This window comes from Microbispora bryophytorum (assembly GCF_043197435.1).
In the GTDB taxonomy this organism is placed as follows: Bacteria; Actinomycetota; Actinomycetes; order Streptosporangiales; family Streptosporangiaceae; genus Microbispora; species Microbispora bryophytorum.
Window position 1 is genome coordinate 403,257 of sequence record NZ_JBICTF010000002.1, and the last position, 17,249, is coordinate 420,505.

Consider the following 17,249-nt stretch of genomic DNA (forward strand, 5'->3'; position numbering starts at 1 on the left):
CCTCATCGATCGTCTACAGGGAGAAATACGTGGTCTTCAAGCGGATGCTGGGCGCTCTCGGAGTGGGCGCCCCCTCGGTGGACACCGTGCTGACCACCCCGCGAGTCCGGCCGGGCGGCGTGCTCACGGGCGAGGTGCGCCTGACCGGCGGCGACTTCGACGCCGAGATCGAGGACATCACTCTCGGCCTGGTCGCCGCGGTGGAGATCGAGCACGGCGACGGCGAGAGCGGGGGGCTCGGCGAGTTCTCCCGTGCCCGGGTGTCCGGCCCGTTCACCCTCCGCCAGGGCGAGAACCGGAGCGTCCCCTTCCAGATCCCGGTGCCGTGGGAGACCCCGATCAGTGAGATCGACGGGCAGCGCCTGACCGGCATGGCCCTCGGCGTACGCACCGAGGTGGCCATCGCCAAGGCCGTCGACAAGGGCGACCTCGACCCGATCGCCGTCGAGCCGCTCCCCTCGCAGTTCCGCGTCCTGGAGGCGCTCCTCCAGCTCGGTTTCGCCTTCAAGTCGGCCGATCTCGAGGCCGGCCACCTGTACGGCGTGCGCCAGGAGCTGCCGTTCTACCAGGAGATCGAGTTCTACCCGCCCCCGCGGCACGCCGGTGTGGTGGGGGAGGCCGAGCTCACCTTCGTGGCCGACCCCGCGGGTCTGGAGGTGATCCTGGAGGCCGACAAGCGGGCCGGTCGTTACTCCGGCGACGCCATCGGCCGCTTCCGTGTCAGTCACGAGGACGCGGCGCGCATGGACTGGCCCGGCGAGCTCGACCGCTGGCTGACCGGGCTCGCCCAGTACGGCACCCGGCACGCCGCTCCCCACGGCGCCCCCTACGGCGCACCGTACGGCGACCATCACGGCGCACCGTACGGTGAGCCCGGCTATGGGCCCGCTTATGGGCACGGGGAACACGGGCACGGCTATGGGCCCGCTCATGGGCCCGCTTATGGGCACGGCGGCCACTACGAGGACCACCATCCCCACGGTCACCACGAGCAGCGCGGTGGCCCCGGCTGGGGCGTGGTGGCCGCGGCCGGCGCCGCCGGGGTCGTCGGCGGCCTGGTGGCCGGCGAGGTCATCGAAGAGATCTTCGAGGACGACGAGGACGAGGGCGGGGACGGCGACTGGTAACCCCCCGCCGGCCGCCCCTCCGCCCGGCACGCCGCCGTCGGGGGGCGCCGCCGTCGGGGGGCGCCGCCGTCGGGGGGCGCCGCCGAGTTCGGGTCGAGAACGCCGCCACCGGATGAAGCCGCGGGCGCAGGCTCACGCGCCGAGCAGATCGGCGACCGCCCCGGTCGTCATCGGGTGCCGGGCGATCAGGGCCGCCACCTCGCCGTTCTCCTGCCGGCTCCCCCACTCCGCCGTGCAGCCGAGCAGCGCGGCGACCGCGCCGGTCGTCGCCGGGTGCCGGGTCAGCAGCGCGGGCACCGGCCCGCTCGGCAGGGGCGCCGCACGGGCCCTGCGCGGCGGTGCGGCCGGCCGTTCCCACGGCGGGGTCCAGGCGTCCAGCTCGGCCAGGGTGCCGGGGAAGGTCCGGCCGGCCTCACGGACGAGCACGGGGACCAGCTCCGGCGCGTGCCGGCGCAACGTGGTGATCAGCGTCGGCAGCCACGGCAGCAGGACGGGGTCGGGCAGCCGCGCGAAGGCCTTCGACAGCGCCTCGACCACGAACGGCGCGAGGCCGGGGACAGGTTCGAGCGCCTGGACGAACCCGCTCACGTAGAGCGGATAGGCCGGGACGACGAGCGGGTTGGCCAGCAGTTCGTCACAGCGGGCGCGCAGCTCCTCCCTGGTCAGCAGGCCCAGCTGCGTCTGCGCCGCCCACAGCAGCGCGACCTTGGCCGGGGCCCGCGGGTGCGACTGCCGTACGGCCAGTTCGAGCTGGGCCCGGTCGCAGCCCAGCGACAGCGCGAGGCCCTCCAGGGTGAACAGGAAGCCGAGCATCGCGCCGACCTGACGCACGCCGGTGTCGTCGTCGGCGAAGGCGGTGGGCAGCAGTGTGCAGTAGTGGGCGTATCCGGCCGTGACGAAGTCTTCGCACCAGGCGGGCAGCTCCGGTTCGCTCGCCCGGTAGTAGGTCAGCAGCCGCCTGATCCTGCGCAGCACCTCGGGTGCGTCGTCCACCGTGCGCTCGGCGGCCAGCAGCTCGACGGCGCGGGCGCCGAGCTCGCTCGGGAGGCGGCGGCCGCCCAGGTAGAGGATGGCGTCCTCAACGGCCGCGAGCGCGACTCCCGCCGTGGCCTGGGGGTCCCACACCGTGCGGCGCAGCCGCTGCTCCAGCACCTGTTCGACCGTGACGCCCTCGTAGCCCAGCTCGATGATCTCCCGCTGGTGCCGGCCGAGCGCCACGTCCCAGCTCTCCTGGATCGGCCGTTCGCCGAGGCGGCGCGCCCCCATGATCGGCCGGATCGCGCCGTCGGGCAGCAGGTAGCGCAGCGTCCACAGCAGATCGGAGCACGGCTCCAGCTCGGGATCCGCCTTGAGGTCGAGCAGCACCCGCTGCTGCGTGCGCCTGGTCAGGTCCAGCCCGAGCGGCTCCAGCCGGTCGTGCACGTCGCGGACCAGTGGGGGCAGCGCCGCGTAGCCGACCATCCCGATCTTGTCGCCGCCCAGGAGGATCTCGCACAGGCGGCGGACGTCCCGGCGGCCCGGCACGACGTCCTTCTCGATGCAGGTGACGGCCGCGTCGGCGAAGTCGTACGGCGTGGGCCTGGCCCGGCCGCGCACGCCGGCGAGCAGGATCGACGTCTCGAACACGGCGATGGCGTCGGCCGTGCTGGCCAGATAGCCGTTGCGGCGGGCCAGCCGCACGATGTCGACGCACCATCCGCGCAGTTCGTCCTCGTCCAGGCCGTCGAGCGCGGGCGGGCCGGCGAGGAACCCCGTCAGCCGGTCGGCCGACGGCTCGGCGGCGGGCGGTGCGGCGGCGGGGCCGGCGGGACCGGTCGCGTTGGTGGCTTTGGTGGCTTTGGTGGTCCGCTTGCCGGACCCGCCCTGCTGCCCCTCCAGCCGGTGGGGCGTGAGGCCCCCACGCTTGACCGCCTTGGCCCAGGTGGCGGCGGCGATGGACACCGAGCCCCGGGCCAGGCCGAACTGCGCCTCGATCGCGGAGTGGCTGGAGGGGATCAGCCCGTAGAGCCAGTGGGTGCCCGTGCGCGGGCTGATCTCGTACGGCGGCGCCTCGGACCGCAGGCCGAACTCGGCGACCGTACTGACCGCGTGGAAGGCTCCGCACACGTACAGGCAGTCGGCGGGGTCCGCGCCCGACGCGGCGAGGTGCTCGCGGATACGCGCCCACATGTGGCGCTCGCGTTCCTCGTCGACGGCCAGGCGTCCGTCGCCGTCGGGGCGCAGCCGCCGGAACAGGCTGCCGACCAGCGCCATCGCCTGGCGGTAGGTGCCGTAGTCGGCCCCGGTCAGCGGCTGTTCGACGTACTGGTCCCACCACTCCGACCAGTGCCGCACCTTGCCGTGGTGCAGCAGGTGCTTTTCCAGCTCGGCGAAGCGCGGACGCAGGTCGCCGATCTCCACGCCCACGGCGTCCCCGTGCAGCGCCACCTCGTCACCGTGCCCGTCGTCGGCGGAGCCGGACTCCTCCGGAGCCGGACCGGCCGGGCCGTCCGTTTCCCGGGGCAGCCATTGGAAGACGTGGTCCACCGAGCGATCGACCAGCACGATCTCGACGCCGGGGGTGTCGAGCGCGTACGCGATGGCCTGATACTCCGCCGACGCCTCCGTGACCGGCGCGATCACGCTGAGCGGCCCGGAGCCGGGCGGGAACCCGTCGAGCTGGGTCGCGAACGCCTGCAGTGCCACCGGCAGCCGGCAGTTGCGCAGCTCGTCCAGGAGGGGGCGCAGGTCCTCGCACAACTCCAGGTAGACGACCTTGGGCCGCCTGTCGCGCAGCCGCCGGGTCATGGCCAGGGCGGAGGCCGGCGAGTGGTGGCACACCGGGAAGATCTCCAGCTCCTCGCGCAGCATGCGGTCGACGTCGTCGACCATGCCGGACAGGATGCCGGCCAGGGCGTCGCCGTCGCCCGAGAAGGCCGTGGCGGCGTCGAGAAGCTGCTCGCGCAGGGCGTCGAAGGTGCTCATGACAGCGTCGAGATCGTCTGCCGGCCGCCGTCGAGGAACCGCGTCCACTCCCCGCCGTCGTTCTTGCTGCGGGGTTCGACCACGCCGTGCCAGTACTTGTTGAGGATGGCCAGGTCCTCCGGGGCGCGCCTGGCCAACGAGCCCACCAGCGCGCCGCCCAGCGTCTCGGCGCGTAGCGTCCGGTCGCCGAAGAAGTGGCTGTGCAGGATGGCGTCCTCCAGCACGCCGATCTGCTCGGCGGTGGACAGGGCGGACTCCAGCTTCTCGTCCTCGCTCGTGGCCGACACCGCCGCGGCGCGCAGGTCGGCGAAGCTCTGCAGCAGGATGTCGAGGAGCGCGGGCGGCACGTCCAGCTCGATGCGGTGCCGGCGCAGCAACTCGGTGGTGCGGAAGCGGACGATCTCCGCCTCGCTGGTCTTGCTCGTCACCACGGGGATGCGGACGAAGTTGAACCGCCGTTTCAGCGCGGAGGACAGGTCGTTGACGCCCCGGTCCCGGCTGTTGGCAGTGGCAATGATCGAGAACCCGGGCCTGGCGAACACCGTGTTGTCGGTGTCCAGCTCGGGAATGGAGACGTACTTCTCCGACAGGATCGAGATCAGGGCGTCCTGCACGTCGCTGGTGGAACGGGTCAGCTCCTCGAAACGACCGATCATGCCCTGCTCCATCGCCGTCATGATCGGCGAGGGGATCATCGACTCGCGGGACTGGCCCTTGGCGATCACCATCGAGACGTTCCACGAATACTTGATGTGGTCCTCGGTGGTGCCCGCCGTTCCCTGCACGACCAGGGTGGAGTCGCGGCAGATGGCGGCGGACAACAGCTCGGCCAGCCAGCTCTTGCCGGTGCCCGGGTCGCCGATCAGCAGCAGGCCGCGGTCGGAGGCGAGCGTCACGATGCTGCGCTCGACGAAGCTCCGGTCGCCGAACCACTTCTGGGGGATCTCGCGGTCCAGGCCGTCGGACCGCTCGCTGCCGAGCACGAACAGCCGGACCATGCGGGGGCTGAGCCGCCAGGAGAACGGCTTGGGGCCGTCGTCGACCGACTCCAGCCAGTCGAGCTCCTCGGCGTACTTCACCTCGGCGGGCGCGCGAAGCATCTCGTTGGTCATGTGGGGGTCTCCTAGGCGAGGAAGTTCTTGAGTTCGAACACGAGTTTGCGTATGTGGCCCGAGATCACCGGTGTGCCCAGGTCCTTGAGCTTCTGCCGGAACCACGGATTGACGCTCTGCTGGCCGCCGCTGTCCACCGAGCCCACGGGGATGATCCGTACGCCGGATCGGTGCAGCGCCTCCATCCCGGCGTAGACGGCGGGACAGTTCCACTCGTAGAAGTCGGAGATCCACACGACCACCGTGTTGCGGGGGTCGGCGACCTTCGGCTGGGCGAGGGCCAGGGCGGCGGTGCCGTCGGTGCCGCCGCCGAGCTGAGTGCGCAGCAGCACCTCGAACGGATCGTGCACCCACGGGGTGAGGTCGAGCGCGCGGGTGTCGTACGCGACCAGGTGCACGTCGACCTTGGGCAGCCCGGCGAAGATGGACGCCAGGATGGTGCAGTTGACCATCGCGTCGACCATGGAACCGGACTGGTCGACCACCACGATCATTCTGGCCGGTGTGGTACGCCTCGCGGTGCGCCGATAGTAGAGCCGGTCGACGTAGAGCCGCTGGTCCTCCGGATTCCAGTTGGTGAGGTTCTTCCAGATCGTCCGTTCGACGTCCAGGTTGCGGAACACCCGTTTGGGCGGCACCGACCGGTCGATCGTGCCCACGCCGGCCTTCTCGACCTGCGTGCGCAGCACCTCGGCGACCTCGTCGACGAACCTGCGGATCAGCGCCTTGGCGTTGGCCAGCGCCACCCCCGACAGGTTGGACTTGTCGCGCAGCAACTGCTCGACCAGCGACATGCTGGGCGTGAGCTGCCGCGCCAGGGCCGGGTCCGCCAGGACCTCGCGCAGCCGCATGCGGCTGACCAGCCCGGCTTCGATGCCGGCCAGCGCCTTGGCCAGGTCGTCGTCGCCGACCCTGACGCCGGAGCCCGGCCCGGACCCGGCCGTGGGGCCAGAGCCGTGACCGCTCCCGGAGCCGTGGCCGGAGCCGGATCCTGCTCCCGTCCCGGCTTCGCCGTCCTGCTCTCCCGGTGCCGAGCCCGTCCCCGCGCCCGTTCCCGATCCGGGGGCCGGGCCCGCGCACAGGGCCCACTTGAGCCAGGCGGCGTCCCGTTGCCAGGCCGCGAGCTGGGTGGCGCTGACGTCACCCGAGCCGGTGGCGAAGACGTTGAGCAGCAGCTTCGAGATCAGCGCCGCCCGGCGCACCTCACCGCCCGGCACATGCTCGCCCGGCGTGAGCAGGGTCTCGAACTCGGTGGCCAGGTCGGGGAAGCGCTGCACCAGCGAGTCGACCGACACGGCCGGGTTGAGCAGCCCGGCGGGCAGCCCCAGGTCGCCGACGACCGCGACGCCGGCGGTCTCCAGCGCGGGCTGCTCCTCGTGGTCGAACAACCGGGCGAGCAGCCGCCAGTAGAGCACCTGACGCCGGTTCCGGTCGGCGTTCGTCAGACCGTCTTCGCCGGTCGTGGAGATATCGGCCGCGGAGATGCCAGCTGTGGGGACACCGGCTGCGGAGATGCCGGTCGTGGGGATGCCGTCCGCGGAGATGCCGCTCGTAGGGACGCCGGTCGTGCAGATATCGGCCGTAGGGACGCCGGTCGTGGGGATGTCGTCGCTCATCGTCGCAGTAACCGTCCGGCTCGTTCCCGCAGCACGGTGACCGCGTCGGCGGCCCTGGCCTCGGCCTTGGCCGCCTTGGGGTCGGTGGGGCCGAGCGCCCAGTCGCCGGTGGCGACCACCACCGCCTCCCGCTTGACCTTCGCCTGCACGGCGAGCGGCTGCAGCGTCCAGCGGCCGGCGTCCCACCGGACCAGCCCCACACACGCCGACGAGGCCGCCACCAGCTTTGGCGTGAGCGGACCGCATTCGGGCAGCCGCTGCGCGTCCACGGCGAGGACGGTCCCGCCCAGGTCGAAGGAGCCGTCCTTGGTGACCTTGTAGCCCTCCACCAGCACCGGTTCGGCGATCCGTACGGCAACGCGGTCGAGGGGCGGCACCGCCGGAGCGAGCGCGCCGGACAGGCACAGCCGGGCGGCCGCCAACGGGTCGGCGGGCTTGCTCACGAAGGCGTGGTCGTCGTCCCAGACGAGGTCACCGCTGTCGAGCAGGGGCATGTCCGTGATCTCGACGCAGCGGCGGTCGGCCAGCGCGGCCAGCAGTATCTTGTGGCGCTGCGTCAGCTTCCACAGCGCGGGCCCGGCGATGGTGTCGACCTTGGCGACCGCGACGGAGGTGCGCAGCAGCCGGGGCCTGCCGCCGTCGGCGGGCTCCAGGACCGCGTGCACCTGGAACTGGACGGCGGTGCCGTGCTCGTGCACGTCGACGCCGAGCACCAGCAGCCGTCCCGACACCGTAGCGGCGGGCCGGGGCTCTCCGGTCAGGACGCCGTCCTGCGACAACAGCAGGGCGCGGGTCCACAGGTCGGCCCAGCGCCGCACCGGCAGGTGCTCCGCCGAGCCGATCGGGCAGGAGGCGCGCAGCTCGGCGGCGAAGCCGTCGAGCAGCACCGCGAGCCTGCGCAGATCCGGCGCGGCGAGCAGGGCCTCGACGATCTGGTCCGCCGCGGAGACGAGGTCGTGGTCGACGCCGCGCCAGCCGGTGATGGCCAGCTCGCGCAGCCAGGAGCGGACGCCACCGAGCACGTTCCCGACCGGTTGAACGGCCGACTCAACGGCGGGCTGAGCGGCCTGATCAACGGCAGGCTGAGCCGTGGCGCCGCCCGTCGTCCCCAGGCCATCGGGCGCCGGCGGCCATTCCTCCCGTTCCCGTCCCAATGCCGTGTCCAGGCTTTCGAGCAGGGCGTCGTGCACGGCGCCGGACAACGCGACCCGGCCGCCGGCCAGGGCCGTCAGATGCTCCTGCGTGATCGAACCGGACACGACCGCATCGGCGGCCTCCGCCAGCCGATCGCCGAGAGGGGTGGCGGCGAACGCGGCGGCCAGCGCGGCCACCGCCTCGGCGCGCTCGTCGGCGAGCCGGGCGAGGCCGTGCACCAGGGCGTCGTCGAAGCCGTCGAGCAGTGCGAGCGCCTCCTCGGCCCCCTCACCGGCCTTTCCCGAGTCACCGCCGAGCAGGGCGGCGAGCTGCACGGCGAGCATCAGCCCACCGTCCCCGCGGCCGGGAACCAGTGCAGCTCCGGGATCGGCAGGGTCGTGTCGGGCACCTCCAGGTAGGCCAGGTGGCGCAGGAACCGGCTGAACACGACCGCGGCGGGGGCGGGCTCGTGGACGCCGCCCAGGCAGTCGGCCGGATCCGCGCCCTCGGGGACCTCGACCCGCAGGTATCGGGCCACGCGGTCGGCGCCGTACTGCACGACGGCCTCGGCGACCAGGGCCCGCAGGTGTTTGCACGGCGAGCCGTACAAGCCGCCGCAGGGGCGGTTGTTGTTGGTGCTGCAGTTGTAGTTGTGGGAGCCGGCGGCGATGGAGGAGACGTAGACCCGGCCGATGTCCGAGCCGCTCGACACCACGCCCTGTAGCCGGCCGTCGGCCAGCTCGACGAAGGGGACCTTCGCCAGCTTGCGTGGCTGGACCGGCGGCACCACCCGCAGCCTGCTGTGTCGCGCCCACACGGTCGCGCCGTTGGGGGAACGGTCTGTCATGATCCGGAAAGTAGCCGAGCCGTACGACAAAACCGCCCGCCCCGGTCCGGACGGGCGGGACCGCCCAGGAGAGCAGCGATCCGGACGGCTGCTCCTGGGCGGCCCTGAGCGCGATGGACGACACGAGGACCTCGAAAGAAGTCGTCGCCCGCGCGGCCGGACGCGCTCCGCGCCGAGTCCCTCGGCGGCATGGCCGGGTGACGGACCTCGGGCCGTCCCCGCCGGTCAGGCGAGTGGGAAGCCGGCCCCGTGCTCGGACTCGGGGCGCGGGCCGCGGATGCGCCGCTCGCTCTCCTCGATCGGCACGTCGTTGATGCTCGCCTCCCTGCGGCTCATCAGGCCGTCGGCGGTGAACTCCCACAGCTCGTTGCCGTAGCTGCGCCACCACCGGCCCTCGGCGTCGTGCCACTCGTACTGGAACCGCACGGCGATGCGGTCGCCGCCGAAGGTCCACAGGTCCTTGCGCAGGGCGTAGTCGCGCTCGCGCTCCCACTTGCGGGTCAGGAAGGCGACGATCTCCTCCCGTCCGGTCAGGAACTCCGCGCGGTTGCGCCACACCGAGTCCTCGGTGTACGCGGCGGCGACGCGTTCGGGGTCCCTGGTGTTCCAGGCGTCCTCGGCGGCCTGCACCTTCTGCCTGGCGCTGTCCTCGGTGAACGGCGGAAGCGGCGGACGTGTGCTCATCGTGCTCTCCTCCCCGGACGAGACAACGATCGTTGTCCGGAAATGCGCTCTACCAGTGCTACCCATCGAAGGACGCGCTGATGGCGGCATACCTGGAGAGCATCGCGATCGGCGACTTCCGCGCCGGCCACTGCGCGTACGTCAGGGTGGCCGCGTCGGTGCGGATGCTCTCCAGGCGGAGCGTCCGTGTGCCCGCGACCGCTGCGCCCTTCCCGGAGGACTACAGGGAGGGGTCGCCGGGGCCGGAGGCGGTCGCCTCGGGCGTTCTGTTCGTCGCGCTCCGCGCCTCCTGGGGCAGGAAGATCCCGGACAGGCGCGCGGCGGGGTCCGGCGCCGCCCGTGGCAGACGGATGGTGAAGGTGGCTCCGGCTCCCGGCCGCCCGTCCACGTCGATCGTGCCGCCGTGCGCGTCCATCACCTCGTTCACGAGAGCCAGGCCGATACCGAGACCCCCGGCGTGGGGCGCGCCGGCATGTCTGACGAGCAGGCGCTCGCCGTCACACGGGTCCAGCCCCACGCCGTCGTCCCGCACACTGAGCCGAACCGTCTCCGGATCCGAACCCACGGTCACCCAGATGTGGCCGCCCGCCGAGGTGTGGCGGAGCGCGTTGTCGAGGAGCGCGGAGATCACCCGGCGCAGCGCGGACGGCGCTCCGCACACCACATGGTCACCCGGACTCCGCCGCAGGTCGATCGTCACCCCGTGCTGCCCGGCGCGGGCCGCCTCGGCCTCGGCCGACTCCTCCGCCAGAGCGCCCAGGTCCGCGAGCCCGAACGGCCGGCGGCGCTGCCTGAGCTGGGTCGACAGCAGCAGGTCCTCGATCACCTCGCCGAGTTGCCCGATGCCGGTGACCAGCCGGTCGACGTCGCCCACGACGAGCAGAGGATCGGGCTCCCCGCGCAGGCGCCGGGCGGCCAGTTGCGCGCGGACGTGCAGCCGGGTCAGCGGGCTGCGCAGTTCGTGACTGACGTCGGCGGTGAACCGGCGCTGCCGGTCGAGGGCCTCGCCCAGCGGCGCGATCGCCCGGCGGGCGAGGACCTGGCCGATCAGCAACGCCGCCAGCAGGGCCGCGACCTCGGCCGCGCAGAGCGTGTGCAGCAGTCGCCGCCGCTCGGTGACGGGGAAGTACAGGTCCATCACCGCCTGCTGCAGCACCTCGCCGCGCCGCTGCGTACGGACCAGGTAGGTGCTGCCGCCGGCCTCCGCGACCTCGACCCGGGTGCGGCCGTCGGCGGCGACCCGGTCGAGCGCCTCGCGCACCGGCAGGTTCTCCGGCGCCCCGGGGGTGCTCCGCAGGGTGTTCGCCCGGAGCTCGAACAGCCATACGCAGGGCGGCGGGTGGTCCATCGGGGCCGACGCCGCGGCCACGGCGAGATCGCGCCGGGCGGTGGCATCCTGCGCGTCGACCACGACGAAGTAGACCAGCGCGCCCAGGAGGGCGATCGCCAGCGAGAACACGGCCGCCACCTGCGCGGTGATCCGGCGGCGGGTCCCGATCAGCAGGCGCCGCTCCGGGTCGAAGGGCCGTCTGATCGTCACAGCTCGCCCAGGCGGTATCCCACGCCCCGCACGGTGCGGACGACGCCGGGCCCCAGCTTGTTGCGCAGGTAGTAGACGTAGGTGTCCACGATCGACTCGGTCCTGGCGCCGTCGAAGATCCGCTGCCGCAGCGAGGCGCGCGTGTGCACCTGCTGCGGACGGGCCGCCAGGGCGTGGAGCAGCCGGCACTCCTGGCCCGACAGCGTCACCTGCTCGCCGGACGGCAGCCGTACGGTGCTGGACGCGGAGTCGAGCCAGGCGGCGCCGAGCGGCAGCAGCGCGGCCTGGTCCAGGTTCCTGCGGTGCAGGGCGCGCACCCGGGCCAGCAGCTCGTCGATCTCGAACGGCTTGACCAGGTAGTCCTCGGCGCCCGCGTCGAGTCCGGTGACCCGGTCGGCGAGGGCGCCGAAGGCGGTGAGCATCAGCACCGGCACGGTGACCGCCTGCCGGCGCAGCCGCCGCAGCAGATCGAGCCCGTCGACGACGGGCAGTCCGCGATCGATGATCATCGCGTCGTAGCCGCGGCTCAGCGCCAGGTGCAGGCCCCGCTGTCCCTCCAGCGCCAGGTCGACCGTGTATCCCTGGCCGGTGAACACCTCGACCAGCATGTCTCCCAGCTCACGGTCGTCCTCCACGAGCAGTAGACGCGACGAGCGCGGTTCGGATGTCCCCGATATCCGTGCCACCGGCCAACCGTCGCACCAGTATCAGGAAATATCCAGACTCCGGATTGCCGCTGCCGGGAGGCCGCCCCATGTTCTGCGGTTGTCCCGAGCTTTCACATGAAATTAGATGAAACCGGTTTCTCCCGTCGCCGCGCCCACCGGGGCCGGTTTCTGCGCGCCTTCCGCATCCGCCGGCTCATGGCGCTCCGGCAGCGCCAGTTTGTACAGCGGCAGGGCCGCCGCGGTGGTGAGCACGGCCACGAGGACGAGCATCGCGAAGAGCTCCTGCGTGATCATGCCCTGCGCCAGGCCGATGTTGATGAAGATGAGGATCATCAGCCCGCGGGCGTTCATCATCGCGCCCATGGCCCAGGACTCGCGCCAGCCGAATCCCAGCGCCCGCGTCGCCAGCGAGCAGCCGAAGTACTTCCCGGAGAAGGCCAGCAGCAGGATCAGCGCGAACGCCAGAAGCGCGAAACCCCCGGTGATGCCGCCGAGATGGGTGTTCAGCCCCGAGAACGCGAAGAAGACGGGCAGCAGCAGGGTCGATACGAGGTCCATCATCCGGCCGTGCAGAGCGGCGCGGAACGCCGGTTGGCGCGGCATGGCCAACCCGGCGACGAAGCCGCCGAACACCGAGTAGACGCCGATGGCGTCGGTGATCCACCCGGCCACGATCGGCACCAGCACGACCACGTACACGGCGCCGGCGCCGAGATGCCCGGTACGCGCGACGCGGCGGCCCAGGGGACGCAGCAGCGGAGCCACCACCCCGAGCATCACCGCGGCGAACACCCCGGCCAGGGCGATGGTGCGCAGCGTGTCGCCGGTGCCGCCGCCGAGGTGCACCGCCGACAGCGCCGCGAGCAGGCACCAGGCCACGGCGTCGTCGATGGAGGCGGACAGCAGGGCGATCCGGCCGACGCGGGTGTTCTGCAGCCCGCGTTCGTAGAGGATCCTGGCGAGCATGGGGAACGCGGTCAGCGACAGCGCTCCCCCGAGGAACAGGGCGAACTCCAGCCGGCCGACGTCCGGGCGGGACAGCCGCTCCCACAGGACGAGCCCGGCGGCGCCGCCGAGGACCAGCGGGGAGATGATCCCCGACGCCGCCAGCACGCTCGCCTTGCGCAGCTCGCCCGGCGCCCGGGCGTCGTGGTCCATCCCGGCCCCGACCAGGAACATGTACAACGTCAGGCCGAGGGTGCTCAGTACGTACAGGACCGGCCTGACCTGGGCGGGGAACAGGGCCGCCTGGGCGTCGGGGAACACCGCGCCGAGCAGCGTCGGCCCGAGCAGGACGCCGGCGACCATCTCGCCGACCACGCGCGGCTGCATCACCAAAGTGGCCAGCCGGCCGCACAGTGCGGCGGTCAGCAGGATGACGGCCAATGCCGGCAGCACTCTGAGGGCCAGTTCGAGGTTGGGGTCGGCGGCGGACGCCTGTGCTGGGAGAAGGTCGGGGAGAAGAGCTGGAACGGGCATGGCTTGCGCCTCCGCTCGTGATCGGGACCTGAGATCGGCCGGGGTCTACGTGCTTTCTGAACGGGCGTCGCCGGAGAAGTGGCGCTCGCACAGCCGCAGCCGGCGGGCGTCCCACACCATGTACGTGCCGAGGACGAGCTGCACCAGGCTGCGCCAGACGTCCTCCCAGCCGTCCCTGAGCCGCATGGACAGCAGCGTCAGGCGCCGGCCCCGCCCGCGCCGCGCGCCCGGCGGGGTGAGCAGACATGGTCCCCGGTTGGGCAGCGACCGGGTGTGCGCGGCGGTGGAGTCGAGCTCGTACGAACGCAGGACCTCCCGCACCGCGACCCGCATGGCGAGCGGCGCGAGCCGCCACGCCGGGCAGGGCCGGTTCGCCGGCATGCCGAACGGGATGTGGTTGAGCTCCTTGACCGAGGCGCGCCCGGGATCGAAGCGTCCGGGATCGAAGCGCTCGGGTTCGGGGAAGCCCGCACGGTGGAAGGCGGGGTAGTCGAAGCACAGCACAGAGCCGGCCGGGATGGCGACGTTCTCGGCCACGGGGATGTCGCCCGTGGTGACGCGGTGGGCGATGCCGAAGAGCGGGTAGAGCCGCAGCGTCTCCGCGATCACCTGGTCGAGGAAGCGGTCGTCGCCGGCCCGCGCCCGGTCCTGCACGTCCGGGTGCCGGGCGAGAGCCATCAGCACATGGGCCGTGGCCTCCGACATCTGCACGACCGCGGTGTTGAAGAAGGCGCCCTGGAGATACAGCGCCTGCTCCCGGGCCGTCAGGCCCGGCGGCAGCTCGTGCCCCACCCGCGGCAGTGACTCGACGAGATACTCGGTCAGCCGGTCGCGCCGGTCCATGTGCCGCAGGCCGCAGCACTTGAGCGCGGTCACGACGTCGTCCGCGTTGCCGACGATGAGGTCGCGGGCGTGCGGCGGGCAGGGCTCGCGGAAGACGAGCTCGTAGGAGAACTCGGCCCAGGCCGGCATCATCAGGTCGCGCAGCCGGACCACTCCGTGCCTGACCCCGCGCCTGACCCCGTGCCTGCCCTCCAGCGTCCGGCGGACGCACCGGCGGGTGAGCTCCTCCACCTGCGCCCGCGGGCGCGACAGGATGCGGCGGGTGGCCAGGGCGACGGCGTCGTACCGCTCCCCGGCCTCCAGGTGCTCCTGGTGCATCTCCGGCCCCGGCGACAGCCAGTACCAGAACAGGTCGGACAGGACGGCGCCCTTGCTCCGGCCCGAGGCCGCCGGATGGGAGTAGACCTCCCTGAACCGGTCCACGCCGACCAGGTCACCCGGCACGGCGATGCTCTCCTCGCCGTTGATCCTCGTGAACACCCACCCGCGCAGCACTACGACGCGCCCGGGGAGCCACCGGGGCAGGCTGATCACGACGACGGCCGCGGCCGCCCACAGCACCACCCGCATCGCCACCCACGCCGCCGTCAGCATCGCCGCACCAGCCCCGGCTCCAGGTCCTGCGTCGAGGCGAGGCCGCACAGGGTGAGCGCGTGCTCGACCTCGTCGCGCAGCAGCCCGAGCACGCGGGCCACGCCGCACTCGCCGCCCGCCGCCAGGCCCCAGATCACCGGACGGCCGACCGCGACGGCGGACGCGCCGAGCGCCATCGCCTTGATCACGTCGGTGCCGCGCCGGATCCCTCCGTCCATCAGCACCGGTACGGCCCCGCCGACGGCGGCCACGATCTCCGGCAGCAGGTCGACGGTGGCCGGAACGGTGTCGAGCTGCCGCCCGCCGTGGTTGGAGACGTACAGCGCCGACACCCCGTGGTCCAGGGCGAGGCGCGCGTCTGCGGGGTGCGTGACGCCCTTGAGCACGATCGGCAGCCGCGTCATCCGCCGCAGCATGTCCACGTGCTCCCAGGAGATAACGGGCGACATGACGATCGGCCGCACCGGCCCGGCGCCGCCGTCGCGCAGGTCCTCGCAGCGCAGGTTCTCGCAGCGCATGCCCGCGGGCAGGTCGTCGAAGCCGTTGCGCACGTCCCGGTCCCGGCGTCCCCGGGCCGGGGAGTCGACGGTCACGACCAGCGCCGCGCAGCCGGCCTTCTCGGCACGCCGGACGAGCGCCTCGGTGAAGGCCATGTCCGGCTGGACGTAGAGCTGGAACCACAGGGTGGCGCCCGGCGCCGCGGCCGCGACGTCCTCGACGGCGACCGTGGCGGCCATGCTCACGATCATGATGGTCTCCGCGGCGGCGGCCGCGCGGGCCGTGGCCTTCTCCCCCTCCGGGTCGGCGAGCCGGTGGAACGCGGTCGGCGCCACCAGCACCGGCATCGCCGCGCGGCTGCCCAGCAAAGTCACCCCGATCCGCGGGCTCCCCGCGCCGCGCAGGACCCGCGGCAGCAGCGCGAGCCGGGCGAACGCCGCCTCGTTGGCCCTCACCGTCAGCTCGTCGCCGGCCCCGCCGGCGAAGTAGTCGTAGTGAGCGGGGTCCAGCCGGTCGCGGGCCGCCGCCTCGAAGTCCCGGATCGCCGGCAGCACGGCCGTCACACCGAGACCGGCATGCTCTGGCGCTGGAAGAAGTCCCGGAGCGGGCGCAGGTGCACCTCTTCCGAGGTCCAGTCGTTCTCCAGGTTCTCGGTGACATGGTGGACGGCCTCCACCACACCGCCTCGGCAGCGGCGTACGACCGGGTGGAGGTAGTGGCCCTCGTGCGCACGCTCCGCGTCGCTCTGCCTGATCCGCCCCACCGCGATGTCGAAGGGGTCGACCTGGTCGTGGTTCGGGCCGTACTCCAGGGTGATCGCGAAGTGGCCCCCGTCGCCGATCGGCGGGCCCTGCAGATCGAGCGGCAGCTCCTCCAGGTAGCGCATGCCGCCGCGCCCGTCCGGGACGATCATGTCGGCCAGCACCCCGAACTGCTGCCACAGGGCCGAGCTGCGGTTGACCCGTTCGAGCACGGCCGCCGCGAGCGCGTCCGGATCGGCGGGGAGGTCTCGGCCCGGCCAGGGGACGCCGTGATGCCTGCTCTCCAGCGTGCGGTGCAGGGCGCGCACGCCGTATCGGAACCCGTGGATGAACCCGTTGGTGCCGCGCTTGAAGTCGAGCGACTGGGTGATCGTGCCGGCGAAGTGGAGGTCGGGCACGTTGACCGACTCGTAGGCGGGGGTCAGCGCGGGGAACCTGCCCCCGATCGTCAGCTCCGGACGGCACTCGGGCGCGAAGGCGGAGGCGTCGAACCGGAATCCGGTGCAGACGATCACCCGGTCGTACGGGATGTCCTTGGTGACCTCGTCGGCTCGGGCGAAGGCCACCGTCACCAGGTAGGAGCCGTCGGCCCGGCGCTCGATGCGCCTGATGTCGCCGTCCAGCAAGGCGTTCTGCAACTTGAGCTGGTAGGTGTCGAGGAAGTTGTTGTTGGCCGCGCGCAGGTGCCCGACGAAGTGGGTCCGCCAGGCCAGGCGCAGCGAGTGCGGTCCGGCCACGTGGACGACCGCGGCCGTCTCAAGGAGGTTGTCGGCGGTCTCGAAGGCCGAGTTGGCCTTGCCGATGACGAGCACCCGCCTGTCCGTGTAGTCCGCGGGGTCGGTCGAGTGGGTGCCGTACTGCTCGGCGGTCTCGATGCCGGGGATGGGCGGGACGTTGGGCAGGGAGACCCCCGTCGCGACGATCACCCGCCGTGCCCGGTACGTCCGGCCGTGCTCGTCGGTCACCTGGAACGGGCCTTCGGCGTCCGGGCGCGCGATCTCGGCGACCCGCGCGTCGTACGTGACGTGCAGGCCCTGAAAGGCGACGAAGTCCTCCAGGTAGCGGACGAAGTCCTCGGCGGCGGGGAAGTAGCGGTCGCTGTAGCGGGTGAACAGCAGACGGGGGTCGTCCGACAGCAGCGAGTTCCAGTCCATCCGGAGGTTGAGCTCCGGATCGTCCCATCCGGTGTGCTTCTTGTTGATGGAGATGAGCTTGCGATGGCGGGGAAAGGTCCGGAAGAACGCGCCGGGCTCGGGCGCCGCTTCGAGAATCCGGTAGCCGCGCCCCGCCCGATGCAGGAAGTGGCCCATCTGCAGGCCCGCCGGTCCGGCGCCGATCACCAGATAGTCCAGGGTGTTGTCGGGCACTGACGCCTCCCTCAC

At 72.4% G+C, this 17,249-nt stretch carries 13 protein-coding genes; 1 reads left to right on the plus strand and 12 read right to left on the minus strand.

What is annotated here, in order from left to right; translation table 11 throughout:
- The first annotated feature begins 29 nt into the window (after nt 1-29).
- Nucleotides 30-1,127: a sporulation protein gene (locus ACGFIB_RS06825; protein WP_393369119.1), complete on the plus strand. Its 1,098-nt coding sequence runs from the start codon at nt 30-32 to the stop codon at nt 1,125-1,127.
- Between the two features lie 132 nt (nt 1,128-1,259).
- Here ACGFIB_RS06825 and ACGFIB_RS06830 read toward each other — a convergent pair whose 3' ends face one another.
- From ACGFIB_RS06830 to ACGFIB_RS06885, 12 genes are all read right to left on the minus strand, one after another.
- A complete protein-coding gene (locus ACGFIB_RS06830; protein ID WP_393369122.1) occupies nt 1,260-4,091 on the minus strand; it encodes a DUF5682 family protein in 2,832 nt (943 codons plus the stop codon).
- Nucleotides 4,088-5,203 (minus strand): ATP-binding protein, encoded by a 1,116-nt coding sequence (locus tag ACGFIB_RS06835; protein ID WP_393369125.1) that lies wholly within the window; start codon nt 5,201-5,203, stop codon nt 4,088-4,090. Before ACGFIB_RS06835 ends, ACGFIB_RS06830 begins: the two co-directional genes overlap by 4 nt.
- Nucleotides 5,204-5,214: 11 nt before the next feature.
- A complete protein-coding gene (locus tag ACGFIB_RS06840; RefSeq protein ID WP_393369128.1) occupies nt 5,215-6,819 on the minus strand; it encodes a VWA domain-containing protein in 1,605 nt (534 codons plus the stop codon).
- A complete protein-coding gene (locus ACGFIB_RS06845) occupies nt 6,816-8,297 on the minus strand; it encodes a hypothetical protein (protein WP_357258736.1) in 1,482 nt (493 codons plus the stop codon). Before ACGFIB_RS06845 ends, ACGFIB_RS06840 begins: the two co-directional genes overlap by 4 nt.
- Nucleotides 8,297-8,800: a hypothetical protein gene (locus tag ACGFIB_RS06850; protein WP_393369131.1), complete on the minus strand. Its 504-nt coding sequence runs from the start codon at nt 8,798-8,800 to the stop codon at nt 8,297-8,299. Before ACGFIB_RS06850 ends, ACGFIB_RS06845 begins: the two co-directional genes overlap by 1 nt.
- A 225-nt stretch (nt 8,801-9,025) precedes the next feature.
- On the minus strand, nt 9,026-9,484 hold the full coding sequence (locus ACGFIB_RS06855; protein WP_393369134.1) for a nuclear transport factor 2 family protein: 459 nt from the start codon (nt 9,482-9,484) through the stop codon (nt 9,026-9,028).
- A gap of 220 nt (nt 9,485-9,704) precedes the next feature.
- Nucleotides 9,705-11,024 carry a sensor histidine kinase gene (locus tag ACGFIB_RS06860; RefSeq protein ID WP_357241710.1) on the minus strand — a complete coding sequence of 440 codons (1,320 nt, stop codon included), beginning with the start codon at nt 11,022-11,024 and terminating at the stop codon, nt 9,705-9,707.
- The gene (locus tag ACGFIB_RS06865) at nt 11,021-11,659 is read right to left on the minus strand and encodes a response regulator transcription factor (RefSeq protein WP_357241707.1); all 639 of its coding nucleotides are present in this window, start codon (nt 11,657-11,659) and stop codon (nt 11,021-11,023) included. The genes ACGFIB_RS06860 and ACGFIB_RS06865 overlap by 4 nt, the downstream gene beginning before the upstream one ends.
- A 153-nt stretch (nt 11,660-11,812) precedes the next feature.
- Nucleotides 11,813-13,171 carry a cation:proton antiporter domain-containing protein gene (locus tag ACGFIB_RS06870; protein ID WP_142567748.1) on the minus strand — a complete coding sequence of 453 codons (1,359 nt, stop codon included), beginning with the start codon at nt 13,169-13,171 and terminating at the stop codon, nt 11,813-11,815.
- Nucleotides 13,172-13,216: 45 nt separating this feature from the next.
- Complete coding sequence (locus ACGFIB_RS06875; RefSeq protein ID WP_393369137.1) at nt 13,217-14,608, minus strand: cytochrome P450; 1,392 nt, start codon at nt 14,606-14,608, stop codon at nt 13,217-13,219.
- On the minus strand, nt 14,602-15,669 hold the full coding sequence (locus tag ACGFIB_RS06880; RefSeq protein WP_393369140.1) for an alpha-hydroxy acid oxidase: 1,068 nt from the start codon (nt 15,667-15,669) through the stop codon (nt 14,602-14,604). The genes ACGFIB_RS06875 and ACGFIB_RS06880 overlap by 7 nt, the downstream gene beginning before the upstream one ends.
- Complete coding sequence (locus tag ACGFIB_RS06885; RefSeq protein ID WP_393369142.1) at nt 15,666-17,234, minus strand: NAD(P)-binding domain-containing protein; 1,569 nt, start codon at nt 17,232-17,234, stop codon at nt 15,666-15,668. Before ACGFIB_RS06885 ends, ACGFIB_RS06880 begins: the two co-directional genes overlap by 4 nt.
- Between the last annotated feature and the right edge of the window lie 15 nt (nt 17,235-17,249).

Excerpts from the sequence above, each read along its gene's own strand:
- ACGFIB_RS06830 (WP_393369122.1), bottom strand. The coding sequence starts at position 4,091 with ATGAGCACCTTCGACGCCCTGCGCGAGCAGCTTCTCGACGCCGCCACG.
- ACGFIB_RS06850 (WP_393369131.1), bottom strand. The coding sequence starts at position 8,800 with ATGACAGACCGTTCCCCCAACGGCGCGACCGTGTGGGCGCGACACAGC.
- ACGFIB_RS06835 (WP_393369125.1), bottom strand. The coding sequence starts at position 5,203 with ATGACCAACGAGATGCTTCGCGCGCCCGCCGAGGTGAAGTACGCCGAG.
- ACGFIB_RS06840 (WP_393369128.1), bottom strand. The coding sequence starts at position 6,819 with ATGAGCGACGACATCCCCACGACCGGCGTCCCTACGGCCGATATCTGC.
- ACGFIB_RS06870 (WP_142567748.1), bottom strand. The coding sequence starts at position 13,171 with ATGCCCGTTCCAGCTCTTCTCCCCGACCTTCTCCCAGCACAGGCGTCC.
- ACGFIB_RS06875 (WP_393369137.1), bottom strand. The coding sequence starts at position 14,608 with ATGCTGACGGCGGCGTGGGTGGCGATGCGGGTGGTGCTGTGGGCGGCC.
- ACGFIB_RS06855 (WP_393369134.1), bottom strand. The coding sequence starts at position 9,484 with ATGAGCACACGTCCGCCGCTTCCGCCGTTCACCGAGGACAGCGCCAGG.
- ACGFIB_RS06845 (WP_357258736.1), bottom strand. The coding sequence starts at position 8,297 with ATGCTCGCCGTGCAGCTCGCCGCCCTGCTCGGCGGTGACTCGGGAAAG.